This window comes from Microbacterium sp. (assembly GCF_036823965.1).
Taxonomy (GTDB): domain Bacteria; phylum Actinomycetota; class Actinomycetes; order Actinomycetales; family Microbacteriaceae; genus Microbacterium.
This window is the reverse complement of sequence record NZ_DAITBE010000001.1, coordinates 810,740-827,919: the sequence shown is the minus strand read 5'-3', so window position 1 is coordinate 827,919 and position 17,180 is coordinate 810,740. Positions and strand designations below refer to the sequence as shown.

Annotated in this window: 18 protein-coding genes; 7 read left to right on the top strand and 11 right to left on the bottom strand. The window is 68.5% G+C overall.

Annotated features, from left to right (window positions below):
- Positions 1-174: 174 nt before the first annotated feature.
- Both V7Z82_RS04030 and V7Z82_RS04025 read left to right on the top strand, forming a co-directional pair.
- Complete coding sequence (locus tag V7Z82_RS04030) at positions 175-438, top strand: hypothetical protein (RefSeq protein WP_334148218.1); 264 nt, start codon at positions 175-177, stop codon at positions 436-438.
- Positions 435-893, top strand: a complete 459-nt coding sequence (locus V7Z82_RS04025; RefSeq protein ID WP_334148216.1) for a BLUF domain-containing protein — start codon at positions 435-437, stop codon at positions 891-893. The genes V7Z82_RS04030 and V7Z82_RS04025 overlap by 4 nt, the downstream gene beginning before the upstream one ends.
- A gap of 69 nt (positions 894-962) precedes the next feature.
- On the opposite strand, the gene V7Z82_RS04020 is transcribed toward V7Z82_RS04025, so the two are convergent.
- The 10 genes from V7Z82_RS04020 to V7Z82_RS03975 all read right to left on the bottom strand — a co-directional run bounded on the left by V7Z82_RS04020 (position 963) and on the right by V7Z82_RS03975 (position 10,852).
- Positions 963-1,130: a hypothetical protein gene (locus V7Z82_RS04020; RefSeq protein ID WP_334148214.1), complete on the bottom strand. Its 168-nt coding sequence runs from the start codon at positions 1,128-1,130 to the stop codon at positions 963-965.
- A gap of 393 nt (positions 1,131-1,523) precedes the next feature.
- Positions 1,524-2,315, bottom strand: a complete 792-nt coding sequence (locus tag V7Z82_RS04015) for a polyprenol monophosphomannose synthase (protein ID WP_334148212.1) — start codon at positions 2,313-2,315, stop codon at positions 1,524-1,526.
- Positions 2,316-2,337: 22 nt separating this feature from the next.
- Positions 2,338-2,964 carry a class F sortase gene (locus tag V7Z82_RS04010; RefSeq protein WP_334148210.1) on the bottom strand — a complete coding sequence of 209 codons (627 nt, stop codon included), beginning with the start codon at positions 2,962-2,964 and terminating at the stop codon, positions 2,338-2,340.
- Positions 2,964-4,127 carry a glycosyl hydrolase family 8 gene (locus V7Z82_RS04005; RefSeq protein ID WP_334148208.1) on the bottom strand — a complete coding sequence of 388 codons (1,164 nt, stop codon included), beginning with the start codon at positions 4,125-4,127 and terminating at the stop codon, positions 2,964-2,966. The genes V7Z82_RS04010 and V7Z82_RS04005 overlap by 1 nt, the downstream gene beginning before the upstream one ends.
- A complete protein-coding gene (locus V7Z82_RS04000) occupies positions 4,127-4,972 on the bottom strand; it encodes a DUF4397 domain-containing protein (RefSeq protein WP_334148206.1) in 846 nt (281 codons plus the stop codon). Before V7Z82_RS04000 ends, V7Z82_RS04005 begins: the two co-directional genes overlap by 1 nt.
- A gap of 28 nt (positions 4,973-5,000) precedes the next feature.
- Positions 5,001-7,013 (bottom strand): ArnT family glycosyltransferase, encoded by a 2,013-nt coding sequence (locus tag V7Z82_RS03995; protein ID WP_334148204.1) that lies wholly within the window; start codon positions 7,011-7,013, stop codon positions 5,001-5,003.
- Positions 7,010-8,476 (bottom strand): glycosyltransferase, encoded by a 1,467-nt coding sequence (locus tag V7Z82_RS03990; protein ID WP_334148202.1) that lies wholly within the window; start codon positions 8,474-8,476, stop codon positions 7,010-7,012. Before V7Z82_RS03990 ends, V7Z82_RS03995 begins: the two co-directional genes overlap by 4 nt.
- Complete coding sequence (locus V7Z82_RS03985) at positions 8,473-8,949, bottom strand: GtrA family protein (RefSeq protein ID WP_334148199.1); 477 nt, start codon at positions 8,947-8,949, stop codon at positions 8,473-8,475. The genes V7Z82_RS03990 and V7Z82_RS03985 overlap by 4 nt, the downstream gene beginning before the upstream one ends.
- 100 nt (positions 8,950-9,049) lie before the next feature.
- Positions 9,050-10,399: a cryptochrome/photolyase family protein gene (locus V7Z82_RS03980; RefSeq protein ID WP_334148196.1), complete on the bottom strand. Its 1,350-nt coding sequence runs from the start codon at positions 10,397-10,399 to the stop codon at positions 9,050-9,052.
- Between the two features lie 39 nt (positions 10,400-10,438).
- A complete protein-coding gene (locus V7Z82_RS03975) occupies positions 10,439-10,852 on the bottom strand; it encodes a DoxX family protein (protein WP_334148194.1) in 414 nt (137 codons plus the stop codon).
- A 118-nt stretch (positions 10,853-10,970) separates the two neighbouring features.
- Between V7Z82_RS03975 and V7Z82_RS03970 the strand changes: the two genes are divergently transcribed.
- Positions 10,971-11,744 carry a GIN domain-containing protein gene (locus tag V7Z82_RS03970; protein ID WP_334148192.1) on the top strand — a complete coding sequence of 258 codons (774 nt, stop codon included), beginning with the start codon at positions 10,971-10,973 and terminating at the stop codon, positions 11,742-11,744.
- A gap of 19 nt (positions 11,745-11,763) precedes the next feature.
- Here V7Z82_RS03970 and V7Z82_RS03965 read toward each other — a convergent pair whose 3' ends face one another.
- Positions 11,764-12,714, bottom strand: coding sequence for an alpha/beta fold hydrolase (locus V7Z82_RS03965; RefSeq protein ID WP_334148190.1), 951 nt, complete (start codon positions 12,712-12,714; stop codon positions 11,764-11,766).
- A 165-nt stretch (positions 12,715-12,879) separates the two neighbouring features.
- Here V7Z82_RS03965 and V7Z82_RS03960 point away from each other — a divergent pair, with 165 nt between their 5' ends.
- From V7Z82_RS03960 to thrS, 4 genes are all read left to right on the top strand, one after another.
- Positions 12,880-14,037, top strand: coding sequence for a sensor histidine kinase (locus tag V7Z82_RS03960; RefSeq protein ID WP_334148188.1), 1,158 nt, complete (start codon positions 12,880-12,882; stop codon positions 14,035-14,037).
- Positions 14,034-14,717 carry a response regulator transcription factor gene (locus tag V7Z82_RS03955; protein ID WP_334148186.1) on the top strand — a complete coding sequence of 228 codons (684 nt, stop codon included), beginning with the start codon at positions 14,034-14,036 and terminating at the stop codon, positions 14,715-14,717. The genes V7Z82_RS03960 and V7Z82_RS03955 overlap by 4 nt, the downstream gene beginning before the upstream one ends.
- A gap of 26 nt (positions 14,718-14,743) precedes the next feature.
- Positions 14,744-15,103, top strand: coding sequence for a YnfA family protein (locus V7Z82_RS03950; protein WP_334148184.1), 360 nt, complete (start codon positions 14,744-14,746; stop codon positions 15,101-15,103).
- A 122-nt stretch (positions 15,104-15,225) separates the two neighbouring features.
- Complete coding sequence (gene thrS / locus V7Z82_RS03945) at positions 15,226-17,154, top strand: threonine--tRNA ligase (RefSeq protein WP_334148342.1); 1,929 nt, start codon at positions 15,226-15,228, stop codon at positions 17,152-17,154.
- The last annotated feature ends 26 nt before the right edge of the window (positions 17,155-17,180 follow it).

The window sequence follows — 17,180 nt, the reverse complement described above, 5'->3', positions numbered from 1 at the left end:
GCTCGCGCGCTGGTCACCCCAGCACGCGACGCGGTCCACCAGCATCGCACTCTTGCCCTTTGCTCGTCCTGGGGGTTGCGTGTGCGAGCAGCAGCAGGTAGCCGTCCCTGCCATACCGACGGCCCGCAGCGCAAGGGTCATCCCTTCTCTGCCCTCACGTCGTAGGGTCAAAGTGTGAACGATTCTGGCCCGCAATCCTCCGACGTCCTCTGGGCGTGCGTCGAGGAGGGATTCCATGTCGGCAGTCGCGGTGGCGACTTCCTCGGTTACGTCGATCGCCAATCGGACGGACGCTACGTCGCGTTCGACGCACGGTCCCACGCGATCGGCAGCTTCGTCGCTCTCGAGGAGGCGACGGCGGCGGTCTCGTCGTCAGGTATCGGCGCGGCGACCACCAATGGCACCGATGAGGGTCTGATGGGCACCGTTCAGCGATGATTGCGGAGAACGACCAGCTGACTTCGCTCGTGTACACGAGCACGGCGTCCGCGCCGTTCCGCGAGACCGCGCTCGCGCATCTGCTCGAGGAGAGCCGAGAGCGCAATGCTGCGCAGGACATCACCGGGATGCTGCTCTACCGCGATGAGCGCTTCATCCAGGTGCTCGAGGGGTCGGCGTCGGCGGTGAGACGCCTTGCCGAGACGATCCGCCGCGACCAGCGCCACCACGGCATGCGAGTGCTCCTCGAGGAACCGCTCGACGCCCGTCGCTTCGCGGATTGGACCATGGGATACCGAACGCTGCAGGACATCGACGCACCGGCAGGCTTCCGGGACTCCTTCGCCGACCTCGAAGCCGGCGATGCCGATGCGAGTTCACTGCGCGCGCTGCGGGAGCTCACGCTGTGGTTCCGCGTCCGTACGGGAACGCTGGCGCCGACGAGTCACGGCTGAGTTCAGCGAGAGGACTCGATGCCCGCGGCGGTGCCGCATCGCATCGAGTCCTGTCGCGTCGCTGATGGATCAGCCGCCGGAGGGGTTCTCCACGGGCGTGCCGTCGTCATCGGTCGTGTGATCGGAGACGTCGTGGTCGGAGTCGGTGTGATCGGGCTCCTCGGGAGCGCCGCCGGAAGCGGTGTCCGCCTCTTCGTCGACGCCGGGCGTGCCCTGGGTGTTCTGCTGATCGCTCATCGTGATCTCCTTCGCTGTCGTTCCGGAGAACCTACGCCCGCCGTCGCGTCCTGGGCAGGGGGTTGACGCCTGTGCTTCGCAGCCTGCTGATCGGCGGCGGGTGGCGCACCGGCCGGATCTGTGGATGTGCACAACAGGGCTCGGGGCTCCGGGGGAGCGAAGCTGTAGATGCCTGACAAGCGATTCGCATGTCAGCCTATCCTTCGAGAGACTGGATTAATTCAGTCGGGGGGCTGAATACTCCCAATGACGGGTCGTGCGCTCGCGCAGCCGTCTGAGGGAGACGGCAGATGCATGGGGATGCGTCCACGTGAGCGTCCACCCGCCGAAGCTCGAATCCCCCTCACGCCGCGACGCTGGTGTGAGGGGGATTCGCATATCTGCGGCCTGCTGTCAGGGGCGCACCGGTGGCAGCATCCGGTGGGAGAGCGCGCGCACCGAGCGCAGGCGTCGGCCATGCCTGAGCAGCATCCCGACCGCGGTCACGCGCCGACGCATGCCCCACCAGGTGACGAGGGCGAGCGACTCCGACACGATCGAACCGCTCATCTTCGACTCGCCGTGCACGCGTTCGACGAAGGTGATCGGCACCTCGACGACGCGCAGACCCCGCTCGAGCGCACGCCAGAGCAGATCGACCTGGAAGCAATAGCCCTGCGAAGCGACGTGCAGCAGATCGATGCGTCGCAGCGCGGCAGCGCTGAAGACGCGGTACCCACCGGTGGAGTCCCGAACGTCGATGCCCAGAGCCAGGCGGGCATACATGTTCCCGCCGCGGCTGAGGATCTCGCGACGACGCGACCAGTTCAGCACGCGACCACCCGGCACCCACCGCGACCCCAGCACGAGGTCGTGGTCGATCAGCTGGTCGACCAGCTTGGGCAGCTCCTCCGGCTGGTGCGAGCCGTCGGCATCCATCTCGACCAGTGCCCAGTAGTCGCGCTCGAGCCCCCAGGCGAAGCCCGCCAGGTATGCGCCGCCGAGGCCGTTCTTCTCGGAGCGGTGCAGGACGTGCACCTGAGGATGACGCTCCGCGAGGCGGTCGGCGAGTGCACCGGTGCCATCCGGCGAGGAGTCGTCGACGATCAGGATGTCCGCATCGGCTGAGGCGAGCACACGGTCGACGATCATCTCGAGGTTCTCGATCTCGTTGAAGGTCGGGATGATGACGAGTGTCTCGTTCATGGGATTCCTTTCAGGGCGGTGCTCAGCGGCGAAGCTGCGCGAAGACGATGAGATTGTCGAGGTAGTGGCCGGTCGAGGTGTCGAAGACGCCGCCGCAGGTGATGAGCCGGAGCTCCGGTGCCGGCACATTGCTGTACACGGCGGCGGTCGGGAACTCGGCCTTGGGGGACTGCACAGAGCCGCTCACCTCGAAGGTGAGTGCCGAGCCGTCCGACATCGTCACGATCACTTCGGCGCCGGGAACGAGCTCGCCGATCCGCGCGAAGACGGCAGGAGCCGTCGGCGAATCGACGTGGCCGGCGATGATCGCGGGTCCGACGTCGCCGGGCACCACCCCGTCGGCGTACCAGCCGGCCAGATCGAAGTCGACCGGGGCGCCGAGTCGCCCGCCGTCGCCGAGCGCGAGGTCTTCCAGGGCGGAGTCCACCCCGATCGACGGGATCTGCACGCGCTGCGGCACACCGGCCGCAGACTCCGGCGACGAGGTCGGAGCCGACGGATCCTGAAGTGCGCCGGCGGAGAACGGGGCAGGGGATCCGCTGGACGACGGCGAGGCCGCACCTCCGGTCGGCGCGCAGGCGCCCAGGAGCAGCGCGATCGTCAACGCTCCTGTCGCGGCCAGCGCGCGGATCCCACTGCCCCTGACCATCAGACCGTTCCCGTCGCACAGCCGCCGAGCGAGTCGCCGGTGAGCATCGCCGTGGCGAGCATGACCCACGCGGTGCCGTAGTAGGTGGGGTACTCGGCACTGAGCGCTGCGGCGCGCTCGAGGTCGGCCATGCTCGCGGCGGCGTCGCCGGACGCCTGAGCCGACGCCGCGCGCGCGGTGAACCCGAGCGCGGACTGCTCGTCCGAGAGCGGGCCGCCGCCGAGGTCGAGGCGGGACGAGACGTCCTCCTCGCGGTCGAGCGTGGCGAACGGCAGTCCTGCGAGTGCGACGTCGTCAGGCGTGCAGGATTCGGCGTACCGCAGCATCAGGCGAGGAGCGTCGAAGGCGTATTGCACGGGGTCGCCCTCGCCGAGGGGGCCGGGCATCGGTTCGATGAGCCCGTCGACGTGCACCTGCGCCCAGTCCGGCGGCAGGTCGGTCGCGCCGAGGATCTCGGCCGTGACGTCGGCGCTTCCCGCCTGGAGTTCGGCCCACCGCGGGTCGCCGGTCGCGTCGCCGAGCACCTCGTACGCCACGGGCGACGCGTAGCTCGGGTTGTAGGCGTACGGCTCCCGGTCGGCAGCCCAGAGGCCGGGGAGCAGGATGCGGCCGCGTTCAGTCTCGACGGTCAGCCGATCGGCGATCACGGTCGCGAGTCCGACGCCTGCCTCGCGCAGATCGGCGCGGTCGAATCGATCTCCCGCGAGCACGAGGGCGCGCGCGGCATCCAGATCCGCATCGGATGCGGGCTCGTCATCGACGACGCTGCCGTCGTCCCAGCGCCAGGCCATCAGACCGTCGCTGCGCACGAGCTCTTCCGTCGTCCAGTCCCAGATCTCGTCGAAGGACTGCTCGTCGTCGGCGATGACAGCGGCGAACAGTCCGTAGGCCTGTCCTTCGCTGACGGTGTCGCCGCCCTCGTCGTGCCGGACGACGCGTCCGTCCTCGACCCACTCGTCGAGGAACGCCGCAGCCAGCGCTGGCGCGTCGAGTTCGGGGGCTCCGTTCCCATCCGAGGGCAGCGGAGTCGAGGTCGCTCCCGGCGCCGGTGCCGTCTCCGGCGGAGCGTGGTCGGACGTGGTGAGCCCGACGGCGAGCACTGCGGCACCCGCTGTCACGGCGACCGCGCCCGCTGCGATCCCGATGATGGTTCCGCGGCGCATCAGAGCAGCCCTCCCCGGAGCTTCGCCGGTGCGACCGTGCTCACCTCAGCGGATGCGAGGTAGCCGCCACCAGTGTCGACACCGCCGTCAGGCGCGGCGCCGACGGAGGCACTGTCGAGCACCGGGAGGATGGTGAGTCCGCCGCTCGAGGTGTCGAGCACGAACAGCGTCGTGACGCTGCCTGGGTCGACGGACACCTCCGCGGTGTCGCTGACGCCCTTGCCGGTGAGCTCGAGCGACCAGTCGCCGGCGGGGATCTCCGCGTAGCCGGTTGCGGAACCGGCCTTCGCATCCTGTGCGATCGAGTCGCCCGTCGAGGTCGACACATCGACCTCGGGAGTGAGGGTGGATGCCTGGATGAGGCGGATGCGCGCAGAGCCGCTGCTCGGCTGGGTGAGGTCGTCCTCGAAGGCGCGAACCTGCAGATCGGCCGTCGGGCCGTAGGCGGCGACGGTGGTGGCGGTGTCAGCCGAGATCGTGACGGTCTCGGAGATCACCGGGACACTCGAACCGGATGCTCCCGCGGGGACCATGCTCACGGTGTAGCTGCCCGCGGGCAGTGACTGGTAGGTCGAGACGTCACCGTAGGCGACGCCGTCCAGCTCGAAGACGGTCGAACCACCGCTGAGGGCGGACACCCTCACGTCGACCGACTTCGTGTCGGGGGAGAGATGGCCGAGCCGCAGCCAGCCGGTCGAGTCGCCGACCGCGGTCGAGACCGCACCGGAGTCTGCGGTCGGCGTCGTCGTCGCGCCGGCGGGCAGGGGAGCGGCGACCGCGACCAGCACTGCGGTCGCTCCCGTCGCCAGGGCGGCTGTCAGGTGCGGGAATCGTGAATTCTTCATGATGTGCTCCTTCGATGGGGGTGAAAGGTCAGGGAAGCGTGGGTTGCAACGAGACCGGGTAGCGGAGCACGATGCTGTCGCCCTCGATCTCGATGCGGCTCGGTTCGTAGGTGCCGGAGAGCGTGTCGACCAGCGCTCGCGCGTCGTCGCTCAGCGCGCCATCTGCGACGGTCGGGAAGCCCCCGATCGAGGAGATGGCGACCTGCCGGAACGGTCGGTCGTCCTCACCGTCGACGATGGGGAAGCCGGAGACCGTGACGGAGCCGGAGCCGGCCAGCGCGCCGAGCACGGCGGTGATCCGGGCATCGACCTGTCCTGCGGTGAGGCGGTCACGATCGACATCCTGCAGCGTCACCTGCGGGTTTGTGACCAGCTGGGTTCCGAGTGCGGCACGGGATGCCGCGGCATCCTCCTGGGAGACCGCCGCCTGCTCGGCTCCGTCCACCGCCACGCGGCGAACCTCGACGGCCTGCGTGCCCGCCCCGAAGGACGCGACCACGACGGAGTTGTCGATCGCGTCCTGCACTTGCGGGAAGGCGCCGGGGAAGGTGCGCATCGAGTCCGTCGTGACGACGTAATCCGCGTCGCGCCAGCCGTTCGGCGACTGGGCCTGCACGGCGGGGTCGGTGTCGAGCTTGTAGTACCAGATCACGTTGTCGCGGTCCCAGCCGGCCTTGACCAGGTCGACCCACATCGCGTCGTCGACGATTACGCGCTGATCGGTCGAGGCGTTCTCGATGAGCCATTCCTGTGCGCCGCGCAGCGGCTGATCGAGGTCGGCGAGCACGAATCCACGGAGCTGCGTGGTCCACAGCGGCACGGCGACGATGGCCGCGATCGAGGCGACGACGACGGTGCCGAGTGCGAGTCGGCGCCGTACGGCGCCCTTTCGCCGCAGTCGGGCGAACGCGGCGTCGACGACACCGGCGATGAGCAGGGCGCCGAAGGGCAGCAGCATGATCACGTAGGGCACCGGCAGGTAGCCGCCTGGGCGGAACATGAACGCCGTCATCGCGAGCACCAGCACCGCGTAGGGCCGCAGTCGTGCGATGAAGAGCGCCGCGACGGCGGCCAGCAGGCCGGCCACGATGAAGACGGGGTCGAGCTGCCACCACATGCCGAGCGTGCGGTTGATGAGCGAGTCCGGGTCGGTGATCGAGCCGCTGCCGTCACGGGACCCGAGCTGGAAGGTGATGCCATCCATCAGGCTCACCCGGCCGGCGCCGCTGAACAGCTCGCCCTTGACAGCGGCGAGCAGCAGATAGCTGCCCCCGATGAGGGTGAGGATGCTCGCGGCGACCGAGAGCGTGTAGCGACGCGTCTCCCGGCGGGCGCTGCGGATCATCACCCAGATGAGGATGGGCAGCGCGAGCAGGAAGGTCTCCTTGCTCAGCACTGCGATCCCGAACGCGAGCGCGGAGCCGGCGAACGCCGCGAGCTGTCCTCGCCGGTTCGTCGCGAGGAAGAACGCCAGCAGCAGCCACGGCACCGCGACGTTGTCGAGGTAGACCGTGCGGTGGAACTGCAGCGCCAGCGGCGAGAGCGCGAACAGCAGGCCGGTGGCAGCGGCGGCGCCACGAGACATGCCGAGTCGGCGGGCGAGGGCCCACAGCAGCACGACCGCGATCAGCGAGGCGACCAGCACGGCCTCTCGTCCTGCGAGCACCGAGATGTCCCAGCGTTCGAAGGCACCGGTGAGCTGCGTGTAGCCGGCGATCTGCAGCCAGCCGAGCGGCGGGTGGTCGTACCAGTAGGTGTAGTGGGCGAGCTCACCGAGGTGGGTGACCGCCCAGGCCTGCGCCGTGTACGTGCCCTCGTCATCGATGCGCTGCGGTGATCCGCCGACGTTGATGAAGCTGACGAGGGTGCTGACCAGCAGCACCGGCAACAGCCAGTACAGATCGCGGGCGTTCGCGCGGATCCACGAGCCGACGCGGCGCACACCCTGGCTCAGCACGACGATCGGCGGACGATGCTCGGCCTGCGGGGTCTCATGCTCGGTGATCTGCGACTCGGTGGGCCGCTCGAGTGTGGTGCTCATGCTGCGACCCCCTCGGGGATGCGGTCCTGCACGGTGACGGTCGTCGAGGGGTCATCCTCCCGGTGCGCGCCGGTGTGTTCCGTCTTCTCCCAACCACGCTCTCCGCGGAGCTCACGGAACACCGCGCGGATGGCGGCGCCGGCCAACAGCACCTGGAAGGGGATCGTGCCGAGCACGAGTCGCACATAGTCGAGCGCTCGCACCTTCTGCCCGTAGAGCCTGCCGAACTCGCCGAGGCCTGCGATCTCGACCGCCACGGTCACGAGGGTCGGCGCGAGCGGGATGAACGTGAGCAGCGCGACGACCGTCGGCACCTTGACCACGAGGATCAGGAACACGGACATCGGGATCAGGAGGCCGGTGGCCGCCTGGAGGAAGGGCATCGCCAGCATGTAGCGGGCGAAGAGCCGCTGCGAGCGGGTCGGCAGCGAACGCCACTCGCCCTTGCGGAGCACCTGGAGGAAGCCCTGGTTCCAGCGCGTGCGCTGCTTGTAGAAGGACTTCAGGGTGCCGGGCGTCTCCTCGCGTGTGACGTACTCGGGACTGTAGGCCACGACGACCTTCTCACCCTGGCTCGACAGGCGGACGCCGAGCTCGCAGTCCTCGGCCAGGCACTCCGCATCCCAGCCGTCGTTGCGCACCAGCGCATCCTTCTTGACGAAGACGGTGTTGCCGCCGAGCGGGATGAAGCGCGCGCCGGCGTGGAAGTGCAGCCGCGAGCGGAACCAGAAGTAGTACTCGAGCACGTTGCGCAGCGACCACCACGTGGTCCGGAAGTTCATGAGCTGCACGCCGCCCTGCACGACCGTCGCTCCGGTCTCGGTGAACCTGGAGTCGATGTGCCGGAGCAGCTCTGGGTGCACCTCGTCCTCGGCGTCGAATACGCCGATGATCGAGCCAGCGGCGTACGGGAGCGCCCGGTTGAGGGCCTTCGGCTTGTTCTTCGGCACGCTGTCGTCGACGACGACCTCGATGCGATCCGGATGCCGGGCGGCGGCCGCTCGGACGACGGCGGTGGTGCCAGGGTCGTCGTCTCCGACGATCGCGATGATCTGCACGTCCGGGTGCGTCTGCGCGGCGAGCGCGTCGAGGGTCTGGCCCATCACCTCCTCCTCATGCCGGCCTGGCACGAGGAGTGTGAAGGTGTGCTGCGGGGCGTGCGGCTCCTTGGAGAACGCGGTGCTGTCGTACGTGGTCTTCGAGCGCCACGCGTAGAGCATCCACCAGAGCGTCGTCACTGCCACGAGCGTGAGCGAGAGGGCGATGGCGACGAGACCGCTGTAGCCGATGACCGCTGTCCAGTCCACACCCGTCATTCCCTGTGTGGGATCTGCGAGCCCAGGGTCGACGACCTCGCGGTTCGGGACGCTGTCGGGAGCGGGGGCCTGATTCGGCTCCGGCGTGAGGAGCGGATCGGGAGCCGGGTCGGTCTCGAACGGGCGGAGAGTGAAGGGGAGGATCATGCTGTTGCCTCCTGCGGGGTCCGGAAGACGAGGAACCGATAGGTGAAGTACCGGAAGAGCGTGCCGAGGACGAGCCCGATGACGTTTCCGGAGATGTTGTCCGCGAGCGCGGACGTGAATCCGAGGACATAGTGCGAGACGAACAGGCAGCCGGCGGCGATGAGCAGCCCGCCGCCGTTGGCGAGCACGAAGAGCAGGAGCTCCTTCGCGACAGCCGGTCGGCGTGTGGTGCGGAAGGTGAGATAGCGGTGCCCGAGCCAGGCCACGCCGGTGGCGACCGTGACGGACACGACCTTCGCCCAGATGACCTGGTCGGCCATCACGGTGGCGCGGAGCAGGTTGTATCCGCCCACATCGACGATGAAGGCGAGCAGACCGACGCCGCCGAACGCGGCGAGCTGCGGCACGGCCTCTCGCACAGCGGTGACGATGCGAGACAGCAGAAATGATGGCGCGGAGGGGGAGAGCGACATACAAGAGGTTCGGAGGGAACCTCTGCGCGGATTGGATTAATTTTGCGGGCGATGAAACTCGCGGCATGTCGCGCCCATGACGCGCCGCGGCGGGGAGTGCTCAGTCGGAGCTTCTGGTCGCCCGCCTGAACTCGTCGTAGGCGGCGAGCGCCGCCTTGCGCGTCTCGCCGAGATCGACCATCGGCTCGGTCGGAGCATCCGCCGCCCACTGGTTGATGTAGAGCCGCTGCGCGTCGAACTTCTTGGCCTGGAGTTCCGGGTTGAACACGCGGAAGTAGGGCGCGGCATCGGCGCCGGAGCCGGCGACCCACTGCCAGTTGAAGGGATTGCTGGCGCCGTCCGCGTCGACGAGCGTGTCCCAGAACCACTGCTCGCCCTGCCGCCAGTCGATCAGGAGGTTCTTCACGAGGAAGGATGCCGTGACCATCCGCACGCGGTTGTGCATGTATCCGGTGTGCCAGAGTTCGCGCATCCCGGCGTCCACGAGCGGGATGCCGGTGTCGCCGCGCTGCCATGCCGCGAGCTCGGTCGGGCGGAGGCGCGGCCAGGGGAAGGCATCGTACTCGCGCCGGAGGTTCTGGGTCGCGAGATCGGGCGAGTGGTAGAGCGTGTGCCAGGCGAACTCGCGCCACCCGAGCTCCGACAGGAATCCGCCGGCGCCGTCGACCGCGACCGCCTCGTCGTAGACCGTGAACGGGCTGATCTCGCCCCAGCGGAGGTGCGGAGACAGCAGCGAGGTGGCTCCGGCCGAGGGCTCATCACGGGCACGGTCGTAGTGCGCGAGGTCTTCGTCGAGGAAGGTGCGCAGGCGCCGCCGTGCGGCCGGTTCGCCGGGCTCCCAGGTCTCGCGCAAGCCGCCGGCCCAGTCGGGACGGGTCGGCAACAGCTCCCAGTCGTCGAGGGAATCGGATGCCGGGAGACGAGTCGGGCGTTCGACCGTTCGAGGCTCTGGCAGCGGAGCGCGAGGGGCCGGAAGTGCGAGGCATGCGCGCCAGAACGGCGTGAAGACGGAGTAGTGCGTGCCGCTGCCGGTCGTCACGGTCCACGGCTCGTGCAGCAGCGATGCCGCGAACGAGGCGACCTCGAGTCCATCGGCCCGGAGCGACGACTTCAGGGACGCATCGATCTCGCGCTCGGCGCCCCCGTACCGGCGGTTCCAGAACACGGCGCCGGCTCCGGCATCCGTCACGGTCTCCCGGACCACCCGCTCGGCCGGACCTCGACGCAGCACGAGCGCACCGCCGCGCTCTCGGAGCCGTTCGTCGAGCGATGCCAGCGAGTGGTGCAGCCACCAGCGCGCAGCGCCCCCGAGAGCGCGGATGCCGGGTGACTCCTCGTCGAGCACATACAGGGCGATGACCGGTTCTCCTCGATCGATCGCCGCCCGCAGTGCCGGGTTGTCGGCCAGGCGGAGGTCATCGCGGAACCACACGAGCGAAGGGGACGTCATGGCACCATTCTCTCCGAGCTCACGGTCACTGCCCGTCCTTCAGCGCCGACGGCGGTTCCGGCGACGCGGCGCCTCGCCACCGGTCGACCACAGCGCCCAGGCGACCAGGAGCGGCTGCAGGAACAGCCTGCCGAACCGTCGAGCATCCGTGTCGAGTCCCGGCGTCGATCGCTTCGTCTGCCACTGGTGGACGTTGCCTGGCATCACGGCGACGAAGAACGCGGCGGTCGCCCAGCCGACTCGGCGGCGCTCCCCTGGCAGTGCGAGGAGCCCTGCGGCGAGCGCGACTTCCGCTGCACCGGACGCGATCACGATCGCATCCTTGTCGAGTCGGGTCAGGCGGGTGGCCCAGTCCGGAACCACCACTCGGAATCCACGGGTGCTGCGGAAATGGCTGACCCCGATCGCGCCGAGCGCGATCGCCAGGATCCATCGTGCGACTGCTCTGTCCATCCGTTCACGCTACGTGAAGTTCTCCGGCAGGGTGCATTCGGACTCATACCCAGGAGGCAGACCACAATGGCACCCCGGTAGCTGTCGTCAGGCTTCGTCGGATACCTACGCTGATGGCATGCGCTCACGTCTTCTCACATTCTCGGCCGCCGTGCTCGTCGCCGCCGCTGCGACGGCACTCTGCGGGTGCTCGTCGATCGAGGCGGGTGCACGCATCTCCGAGCAGCGCGAGATCTCCGATGTGCGCATGGTCGAGCTCAGCACCGAGGGCGACCTGACGGTCTCGGTCGGCGCAGCTCCCGCTCTGACTGTGACCGCCGGAGAGCGGATCATCGACCGTCTCACGGCCGAGGTCTCGAACGGCGTGCTGCGTCTGGACATGAAGGACGGATCGATGCTGCCCGGCGGGAAGATCAGTTACGAGCTCACCGTGACGTCGTTGGAATCGATCACCGTGCTCGGCTCAGGCGACGCGACGGTCGACTTCACGGGCGCGAGCGCGCCGGTGATCGTCTCGAGCGGTTCGGGCGACGTCCTGGCCACGGGCATCGACGCGGCGAGCACCGACATCACGATGGACGGCTCCGGCGAGGTCACCGTCGCGGGCGCGAAGGTGCAGACCCTGACGGTACGCATCGACGGCTCGGGCGGAGCCGCCGTAGACGGGACCGCAGACACGCAGCGGGTCGAGCTGAACGGGAGTGGGGAGTACGAGGCCGCCGACCTCCGCAGCATCAGTGCGTTCGTCGGCGTTCACGGTGCGGGTGGCGCTGACATCACCGCGACTGCGGGGCTCGAGGTCGTGCTCGACGGCAGCGGTGATGTCTCCTACGGCGGCGACGCCCGCGTCACGAAGGACGTGTCGGGATCGGGTGAGCTCAGCCGGCGCTGAGCACACCCGGGTTCCGACGTCACTCGGCGGCGGGCATCCTCGTGCGCTCCCAGGCGCGGAACTCGTCGGCGATCTGCTGCGCGTTGGCGTGATGGAGATAATGCTCCCCGTCGATCGGCACGACGGTGCCGTCCGCGACGGCCGCCGCCTGCTCCTCGTGCAGTTCCAGCCACGTGGGCACGGTCGGATTGTTCGCAACGACGAACAGCAGCAGCGGGAGGTCTTCGGGGAAGCTCGTGCCGAGCGCATCCTCGAAGTTCGCGTGGAGCAGTGACATCGCATTCAGGTAGGTGGGGCTCAGCGTGTTCCGGTTCGTGAGCAGGGCGATCTGCTCCTGCGCCTCTTCCGAGTAGACGGACTCGTCGTAGCCAGTGCCGCGGAACGACGCGATGAGTCGGACCAGCCCCAGATTCTTCGCAGCACCGAAGAGCCCGACCGGCAGCTCCGTCTCCGAACCGGGCTGCCCTGGAACGCTGCTGTCGATCCCGACGAACGCCCGCACCTCATCGGGATACCGGTTCGCGAACTGGATGCCGTAGATGCCGGCGATGGAATGCCCCATCAGGACGTAGTCGTCGACGCCGAGCTCCTGGAGTGCGGCGTGCGTCTCGGTCACGATGTTGTCGGTGGTGCGGGCACGATCCGTGCCATCGCTCAGGCCGTAGCCGAACGGCTCGACCACGATGACACGATGATCCTTCGCGAGGTCGGCGACGAGCGGCTCGAAATCGAGCACGGGCGATGCGGTGCCGAACCCAGGCAGGAGCACGATGTCCTCCGGACCATCGCCGGTGATCGAGACGTTCATCTCATGCCCGTCCACCGTGACCTTCTGGCCGTACGGCTCGATGCGATCCTGCTCGACCGCTGTGGCCACCGCGTTCCCCACGGTGGTGGTCGCCAGTCCGACTGCGATCACAGCGACGACGGATGCGAGTGCGATGAGCACTCTCTTGACAGGCTTCTTCATGCCGACCTCTCTCGACGCACGCGCTGTGCGCCCTCATTCCAGCGTGCCGTTGAGCATCCGCTGCTGCATCGACCTGCCGCAGACACCCGTGTACCGCGATCGCAGTACACGCAGCTCATCCCGGCGGGGGATCCGGGAGCCGGCGGCGCGGGGAATACTGGAGAGATGCCGGCACCTCGTCATCCAGGAATCGCGGCGCCGCTCGGCGACGCGATCGCCGTGGTCGTCGTCGTGCTGTTCGCCGTGTCGCCGTTCCCGGACGAGGCGTTCCGCGCAAGCGGGTGGTGGCTCGTCGTCGCACTCGTCCCTGCGGCCGCGATGCCGTTCCGTCGACGGCGTCCGCTCGTCGTGCTCGCGGTCAGCCTGCTGTGCGCGGTGACCCTGGCCGTCACGGGTGTCTTGTCGCCGAGCGGGCTCATCGCGGTCGCGATCAGCGCGTTCGCCGTCGTCGATCGCCGAGGGCGACTGGTCGGCATCGTGACCGTGAGCGCGGCGACGGCGGTCGTCTTCTTCTCCAACGCGATCCCGCTCGACGGCGATCTCTTCGATCCTCGCGCGCTGCAGTTCATCCTCATCATCGCGCTGGCCGGTGCGCTGGGCGATGCGACCCGGTCGCGACGCGAGTTCGTCTCCGCGATGACCGAACGAGCGGAGCGGGCCGAGCAGGGGCGTGATGAAGAGGCGCGGCGACGCGTCGCCGAGGAGCGGGTGCGCATCGCCCGCGACCTGCACGACGTGGTCGCGCATCAGATCTCGGTCATCAGCCTCAACGCGGGTGTGGCGTCCTCCGCATTGGAGACCCGTCCTGAGCGTGCACGAGAGGCCCTGAGCACCATCCGGCGCTCCTCTCGCACGGTGCTCGCTGATATCGGCGGGCTGATGGCGCTGCTCCGCTCGGATGATCCGGACGACCTCCGCGACCTCCATCCGCAGGTCGGCCTCGCCGGGCTCGACGACCTGGTCACGCAGTTCCGTGCGGCGGGGCTGGACGTCGATCTGCAGGATGATCCCGATCGTCCCACCCTGTCGCCGGCGAGCGATCACGTGGCGTACCTGGTCGTCCTCGAGGGATTGACGAACGCGCACAAGCACGGGGCGGACGGCAGTGCGATCCTGCGACTTCGGGCGGCAGACGGGGCGCTCCGCATCAGCGTCGCCAACCGAGCGGTCGCAGCATCGGACGCCGTGGCGGAGGGCGGTGGGCACGGGCTGCGCGGGCTGCGCGAGCGCGTCGTCGCGGTCCGAGGAGAGGCGCAGACCGCTCGGAACGGCGACGCGTTCCACCTCGCGGTTCGGATCCCCCTCGACGGAGAGACGCGATGATCCGGGTGCTCGTCGTCGATGATCAACCGCTGGTGCGGCAGGCAGTCCGCGACATCCTCGTCGACGGCGGCATCGAGGTGGTCGGCGAGGCGTCGAACGGACGCGAGGCGGTCGCGGCCGTGCACGAGACGACGCCGGACGTCGTCGTGATGGACATCAGGATGCCGGAACTCGACGGCATCGCCGCCACCGCGCAGATCATGAGCACGCCGCTGTCGACGACGACCCGGGTGCTCATCCTCACGACCTTCGAGGAAGACGACTACGTGGTCGCCGCACTTCGCGCCGGTGCGAGCGGGTTCATCGGCAAGGGTGCCGAGCCGGAAGACATCGTCAGCGCTGTGCGGGTGGTCCACCGCGGCGAAGCCCTGCTGTCGTCGGCCGCCACCAGAGCGCTGATCGAGCGCTCTGTGCTGCCGCAGCATCCGCGGGCTGACGCCTGGGAGCGCGAGCCGCTGCGCCAGCTCACAGAGCGGGAGCGGGAAGTGCTGCTGCTCGTGGCCGGCGGGTCGTCGAACCAGGACATCGCAGAGGGTCTCGTGATCTCGCCGCACACAGCGAAGACCCATGTGAACCGCATCATGTCGAAGCTCCACGCACGCGATCGGGCGCAACTCGTGATCCAGGCATACGAGTCGGGGCTCGTCATCCCGTCGAGCGGCTCCGATCAGCGCGGCTGAGCGCGACCGACTGCCACACTGGAGCGATGACAGTGGCGCGCATCCTGATCCTCTTCGTTCTCGCCGCCGTCGCCGAGATCGGCGGCGCCTGGCTGATCTGGCAGGCGGTCAAGGAGAACCGCGGGTGGATCTTCGCGGTGCTCGGCGTGATGGCGCTCGGCGCGTACGGCTTCATCGCCGCACTGCAGCCGGACGCGAACTTCGGGCGCGTGCTCGCGTCGTACGGTGGCATCTTCATCGCCGGATCGCTGGCATGGGGGATCATCGTCGACGGGTTCAAGCCGACGATGTGGGACTGGATCGGGTCGGCGATCGCCCTGCTCGGCGCGGCCATCATCATCCTCGCGCCGACGGCATCCGACGCGGCATCCGATACCGTCGCGTAGCGGTCAGGAGGGCCTGGCCATGCGAGTACCCTGGGTATCGACCCAGATGGAGAGTTTCTGTGCCTGAAAACGCCCGGCCGAATGACGGCTTCGCCCTGTTCACTGACCGAAACGTCGTCGCGATGCGCGTCAACGGCGATCTCAAGGATCTCGCCACGACCGTGACAGACACCGATGAGGTCGAGGCGGTCACGATCGACAGCGCGGACGGGCTGAACATCCTCCGCCACTCCGCGGCCCATGTGCTCGCGCAGGCGGTGCAGCGCATCAATCCGCAGGCCAACCTCGGCATCGGTCCGCCCATCACCGACGGCTTCTACTACGACTTCGGCGTGGAGACTCCGTTCACCCCTGAAGACATCAAGGCCATCTCGAAGGAGATGCAGCGCATCATCCGCGAGGGGCAGCGGTTCGTCCGTCGTGTCGTGACCGACGACGAGGCGCGCGCGGAACTGGCCGACGAGCCGTTCAAGCTCGAGCTGATCGGTCTCAAGGGCCCTGGCAAGGAGGTCGCCGAGGGCGCCTCCGTCGAGGTCGGCGAGGGTGAGCTCACGATCTACGACAACACCACGCGTGACGGCGAGGTCGTCTGGAAGGACCTCTGCCGCGGACCGCACCTGCCGAACACCCGCATGATCGGCAACGGCTGGGACCTCACCCGTATCGCCGCCGCCTACTGGCGCGGCAGCGAGAAGAACCCGCAGCTGCAGCGCATCTACGGCACCGCCTGGCCGACCAAGGACGAGCTGCGCGCCTACCAGCACCGTCTGGAAGAGGCCGCCAAGCGCGATCACCGTCGCCTCGGCAAGGAGCTCGACCTCTTCTCGTTCCCCGAGGAGATCGGCTCCGGTCTGTCGGTGTGGCACCCCCGCGGTGGCATGATCCGTGGCGAGATGGAGCAGCACGCCCGCAAGCGCCACATCGAGGGCGGGTACACCTACGTGTACACCCCGCACATCTCGAAGGAAGACCTCTTCCTCACCTCGAACCACCTCGTCACGTACAAGGACGGAATGTTCCCGCCCATCGTGATGGACGAGGAGCGCGACGACGAGGGCAACATCACCAAGCATGGCCAGGACTACTACCTGAAGCCCATGAACTGCCCGATGCACATCCTGATCTACAAGGAGCGCGCACGCAGCTATCGCGACCTGCCGCTGCGGCTCGCGGAGAACGGCACGGTCTACCGCAACGAGCTCTCCGGCGCGCTGCACGGCCTGACCCGCGTCCGTGGCTTCACCCAGGACGACTCGCACCTCTTCGTCACGCCCGACCAGCTCGAGGAGGAGGTCGCGAAGGTCCTCGACTTCATCCTGTCGATGCTGCGCGACTTCGGTCTGACCGACTTCGAGCTCGAGCTGTCGATGAAGGACGACGAGAAGTCCAAGTGGATCGGCTCCGACGAGTTCTGGGAGTCCTCGACCGACGCACTGCGCCGTGTCGCCGTCGCCTCGGGTCTCAAGCTCACCGAGGTTCCGGGCGAGGCAGCGTTCTACGGCCCCAAGATCGACCTGAAGACGCGTGACGCGATCGGTCGCACCTGGCAGCTCTCGACCGTCCAGGTCGACCCGAACCTGCCGGAGCGCTTCGACCTCGAGTTCATGGACAAGGACGGCCAGAAGAAGCGTCCGATCATGATCCACCGCGCGCTGTTCGGCTCGATCGAGCGGTTCTTCGCGATCCTGCTCGAGCACTACGCCGGCGACTTCCCGGTGTGGCTGTCACCACTGCAGGTCGTGGGAGTCCCCGTCGCCGACGAGTTCGCCGACTACCTGGGCCAGGTCATCACCACGCTGCGGGACTCCGGTGTCCGTGCCGAACTCGACGCCTCCGACGATCGGATGCAGAAGAAGATCCGCACGCACACGACCGGCAAGGTGCCGCTGCTCCTGATCGCCGGCGAGCAGGACCGTGCCGCCGGTACGGTCTCGTTCCGCTACCGTGACGGCACGCAGGAGAACGGCGTCCCGGTCGCGGACGCTGTCGCCCGCATCCGTGCTGCGATCGAGGCGCACACGCTCGTGCAGACGGCAGGGGACCTGGCGTGACCGTTCGACGAGCTCAGGGACCCGAC

Excerpts from the sequence above, each read along its gene's own strand:
- V7Z82_RS04025 (WP_334148216.1), top strand. The coding sequence starts at position 435 with ATGATTGCGGAGAACGACCAGCTGACTTCGCTCGTGTACACGAGCACG.
- V7Z82_RS04020 (WP_334148214.1), bottom strand. The coding sequence starts at position 1,130 with ATGAGCGATCAGCAGAACACCCAGGGCACGCCCGGCGTCGACGAAGAG.
- V7Z82_RS04015 (WP_334148212.1), bottom strand. The coding sequence starts at position 2,315 with ATGAACGAGACACTCGTCATCATCCCGACCTTCAACGAGATCGAGAAC.
- V7Z82_RS04010 (WP_334148210.1), bottom strand. The coding sequence starts at position 2,964 with ATGGTCAGGGGCAGTGGGATCCGCGCGCTGGCCGCGACAGGAGCGTTG.
- V7Z82_RS04005 (WP_334148208.1), bottom strand. The coding sequence starts at position 4,127 with ATGCGCCGCGGAACCATCATCGGGATCGCAGCGGGCGCGGTCGCCGTG.
- V7Z82_RS04000 (WP_334148206.1), bottom strand. The coding sequence starts at position 4,972 with ATGAAGAATTCACGATTCCCGCACCTGACAGCCGCCCTGGCGACGGGA.
- V7Z82_RS03995 (WP_334148204.1), bottom strand. The coding sequence starts at position 7,013 with ATGAGCACCACACTCGAGCGGCCCACCGAGTCGCAGATCACCGAGCAT.
- V7Z82_RS03990 (WP_334148202.1), bottom strand. The coding sequence starts at position 8,476 with ATGATCCTCCCCTTCACTCTCCGCCCGTTCGAGACCGACCCGGCTCCC.
- V7Z82_RS03985 (WP_334148199.1), bottom strand. The coding sequence starts at position 8,949 with ATGTCGCTCTCCCCCTCCGCGCCATCATTTCTGCTGTCTCGCATCGTC.
- V7Z82_RS03980 (WP_334148196.1), bottom strand. The coding sequence starts at position 10,399 with ATGACGTCCCCTTCGCTCGTGTGGTTCCGCGATGACCTCCGCCTGGCC.
- V7Z82_RS03975 (WP_334148194.1), bottom strand. The coding sequence starts at position 10,852 with ATGGACAGAGCAGTCGCACGATGGATCCTGGCGATCGCGCTCGGCGCG.
- V7Z82_RS03970 (WP_334148192.1), top strand. The coding sequence starts at position 10,971 with ATGCGCTCACGTCTTCTCACATTCTCGGCCGCCGTGCTCGTCGCCGCC.
- V7Z82_RS03965 (WP_334148190.1), bottom strand. The coding sequence starts at position 12,714 with ATGAAGAAGCCTGTCAAGAGAGTGCTCATCGCACTCGCATCCGTCGTC.
- V7Z82_RS03960 (WP_334148188.1), top strand. The coding sequence starts at position 12,880 with ATGCCGGCACCTCGTCATCCAGGAATCGCGGCGCCGCTCGGCGACGCG.
- V7Z82_RS03955 (WP_334148186.1), top strand. The coding sequence starts at position 14,034 with ATGATCCGGGTGCTCGTCGTCGATGATCAACCGCTGGTGCGGCAGGCA.
- V7Z82_RS03950 (WP_334148184.1), top strand. The coding sequence starts at position 14,744 with ATGACAGTGGCGCGCATCCTGATCCTCTTCGTTCTCGCCGCCGTCGCC.
- thrS (WP_334148342.1), top strand. The coding sequence starts at position 15,226 with ATGCGCGTCAACGGCGATCTCAAGGATCTCGCCACGACCGTGACAGAC.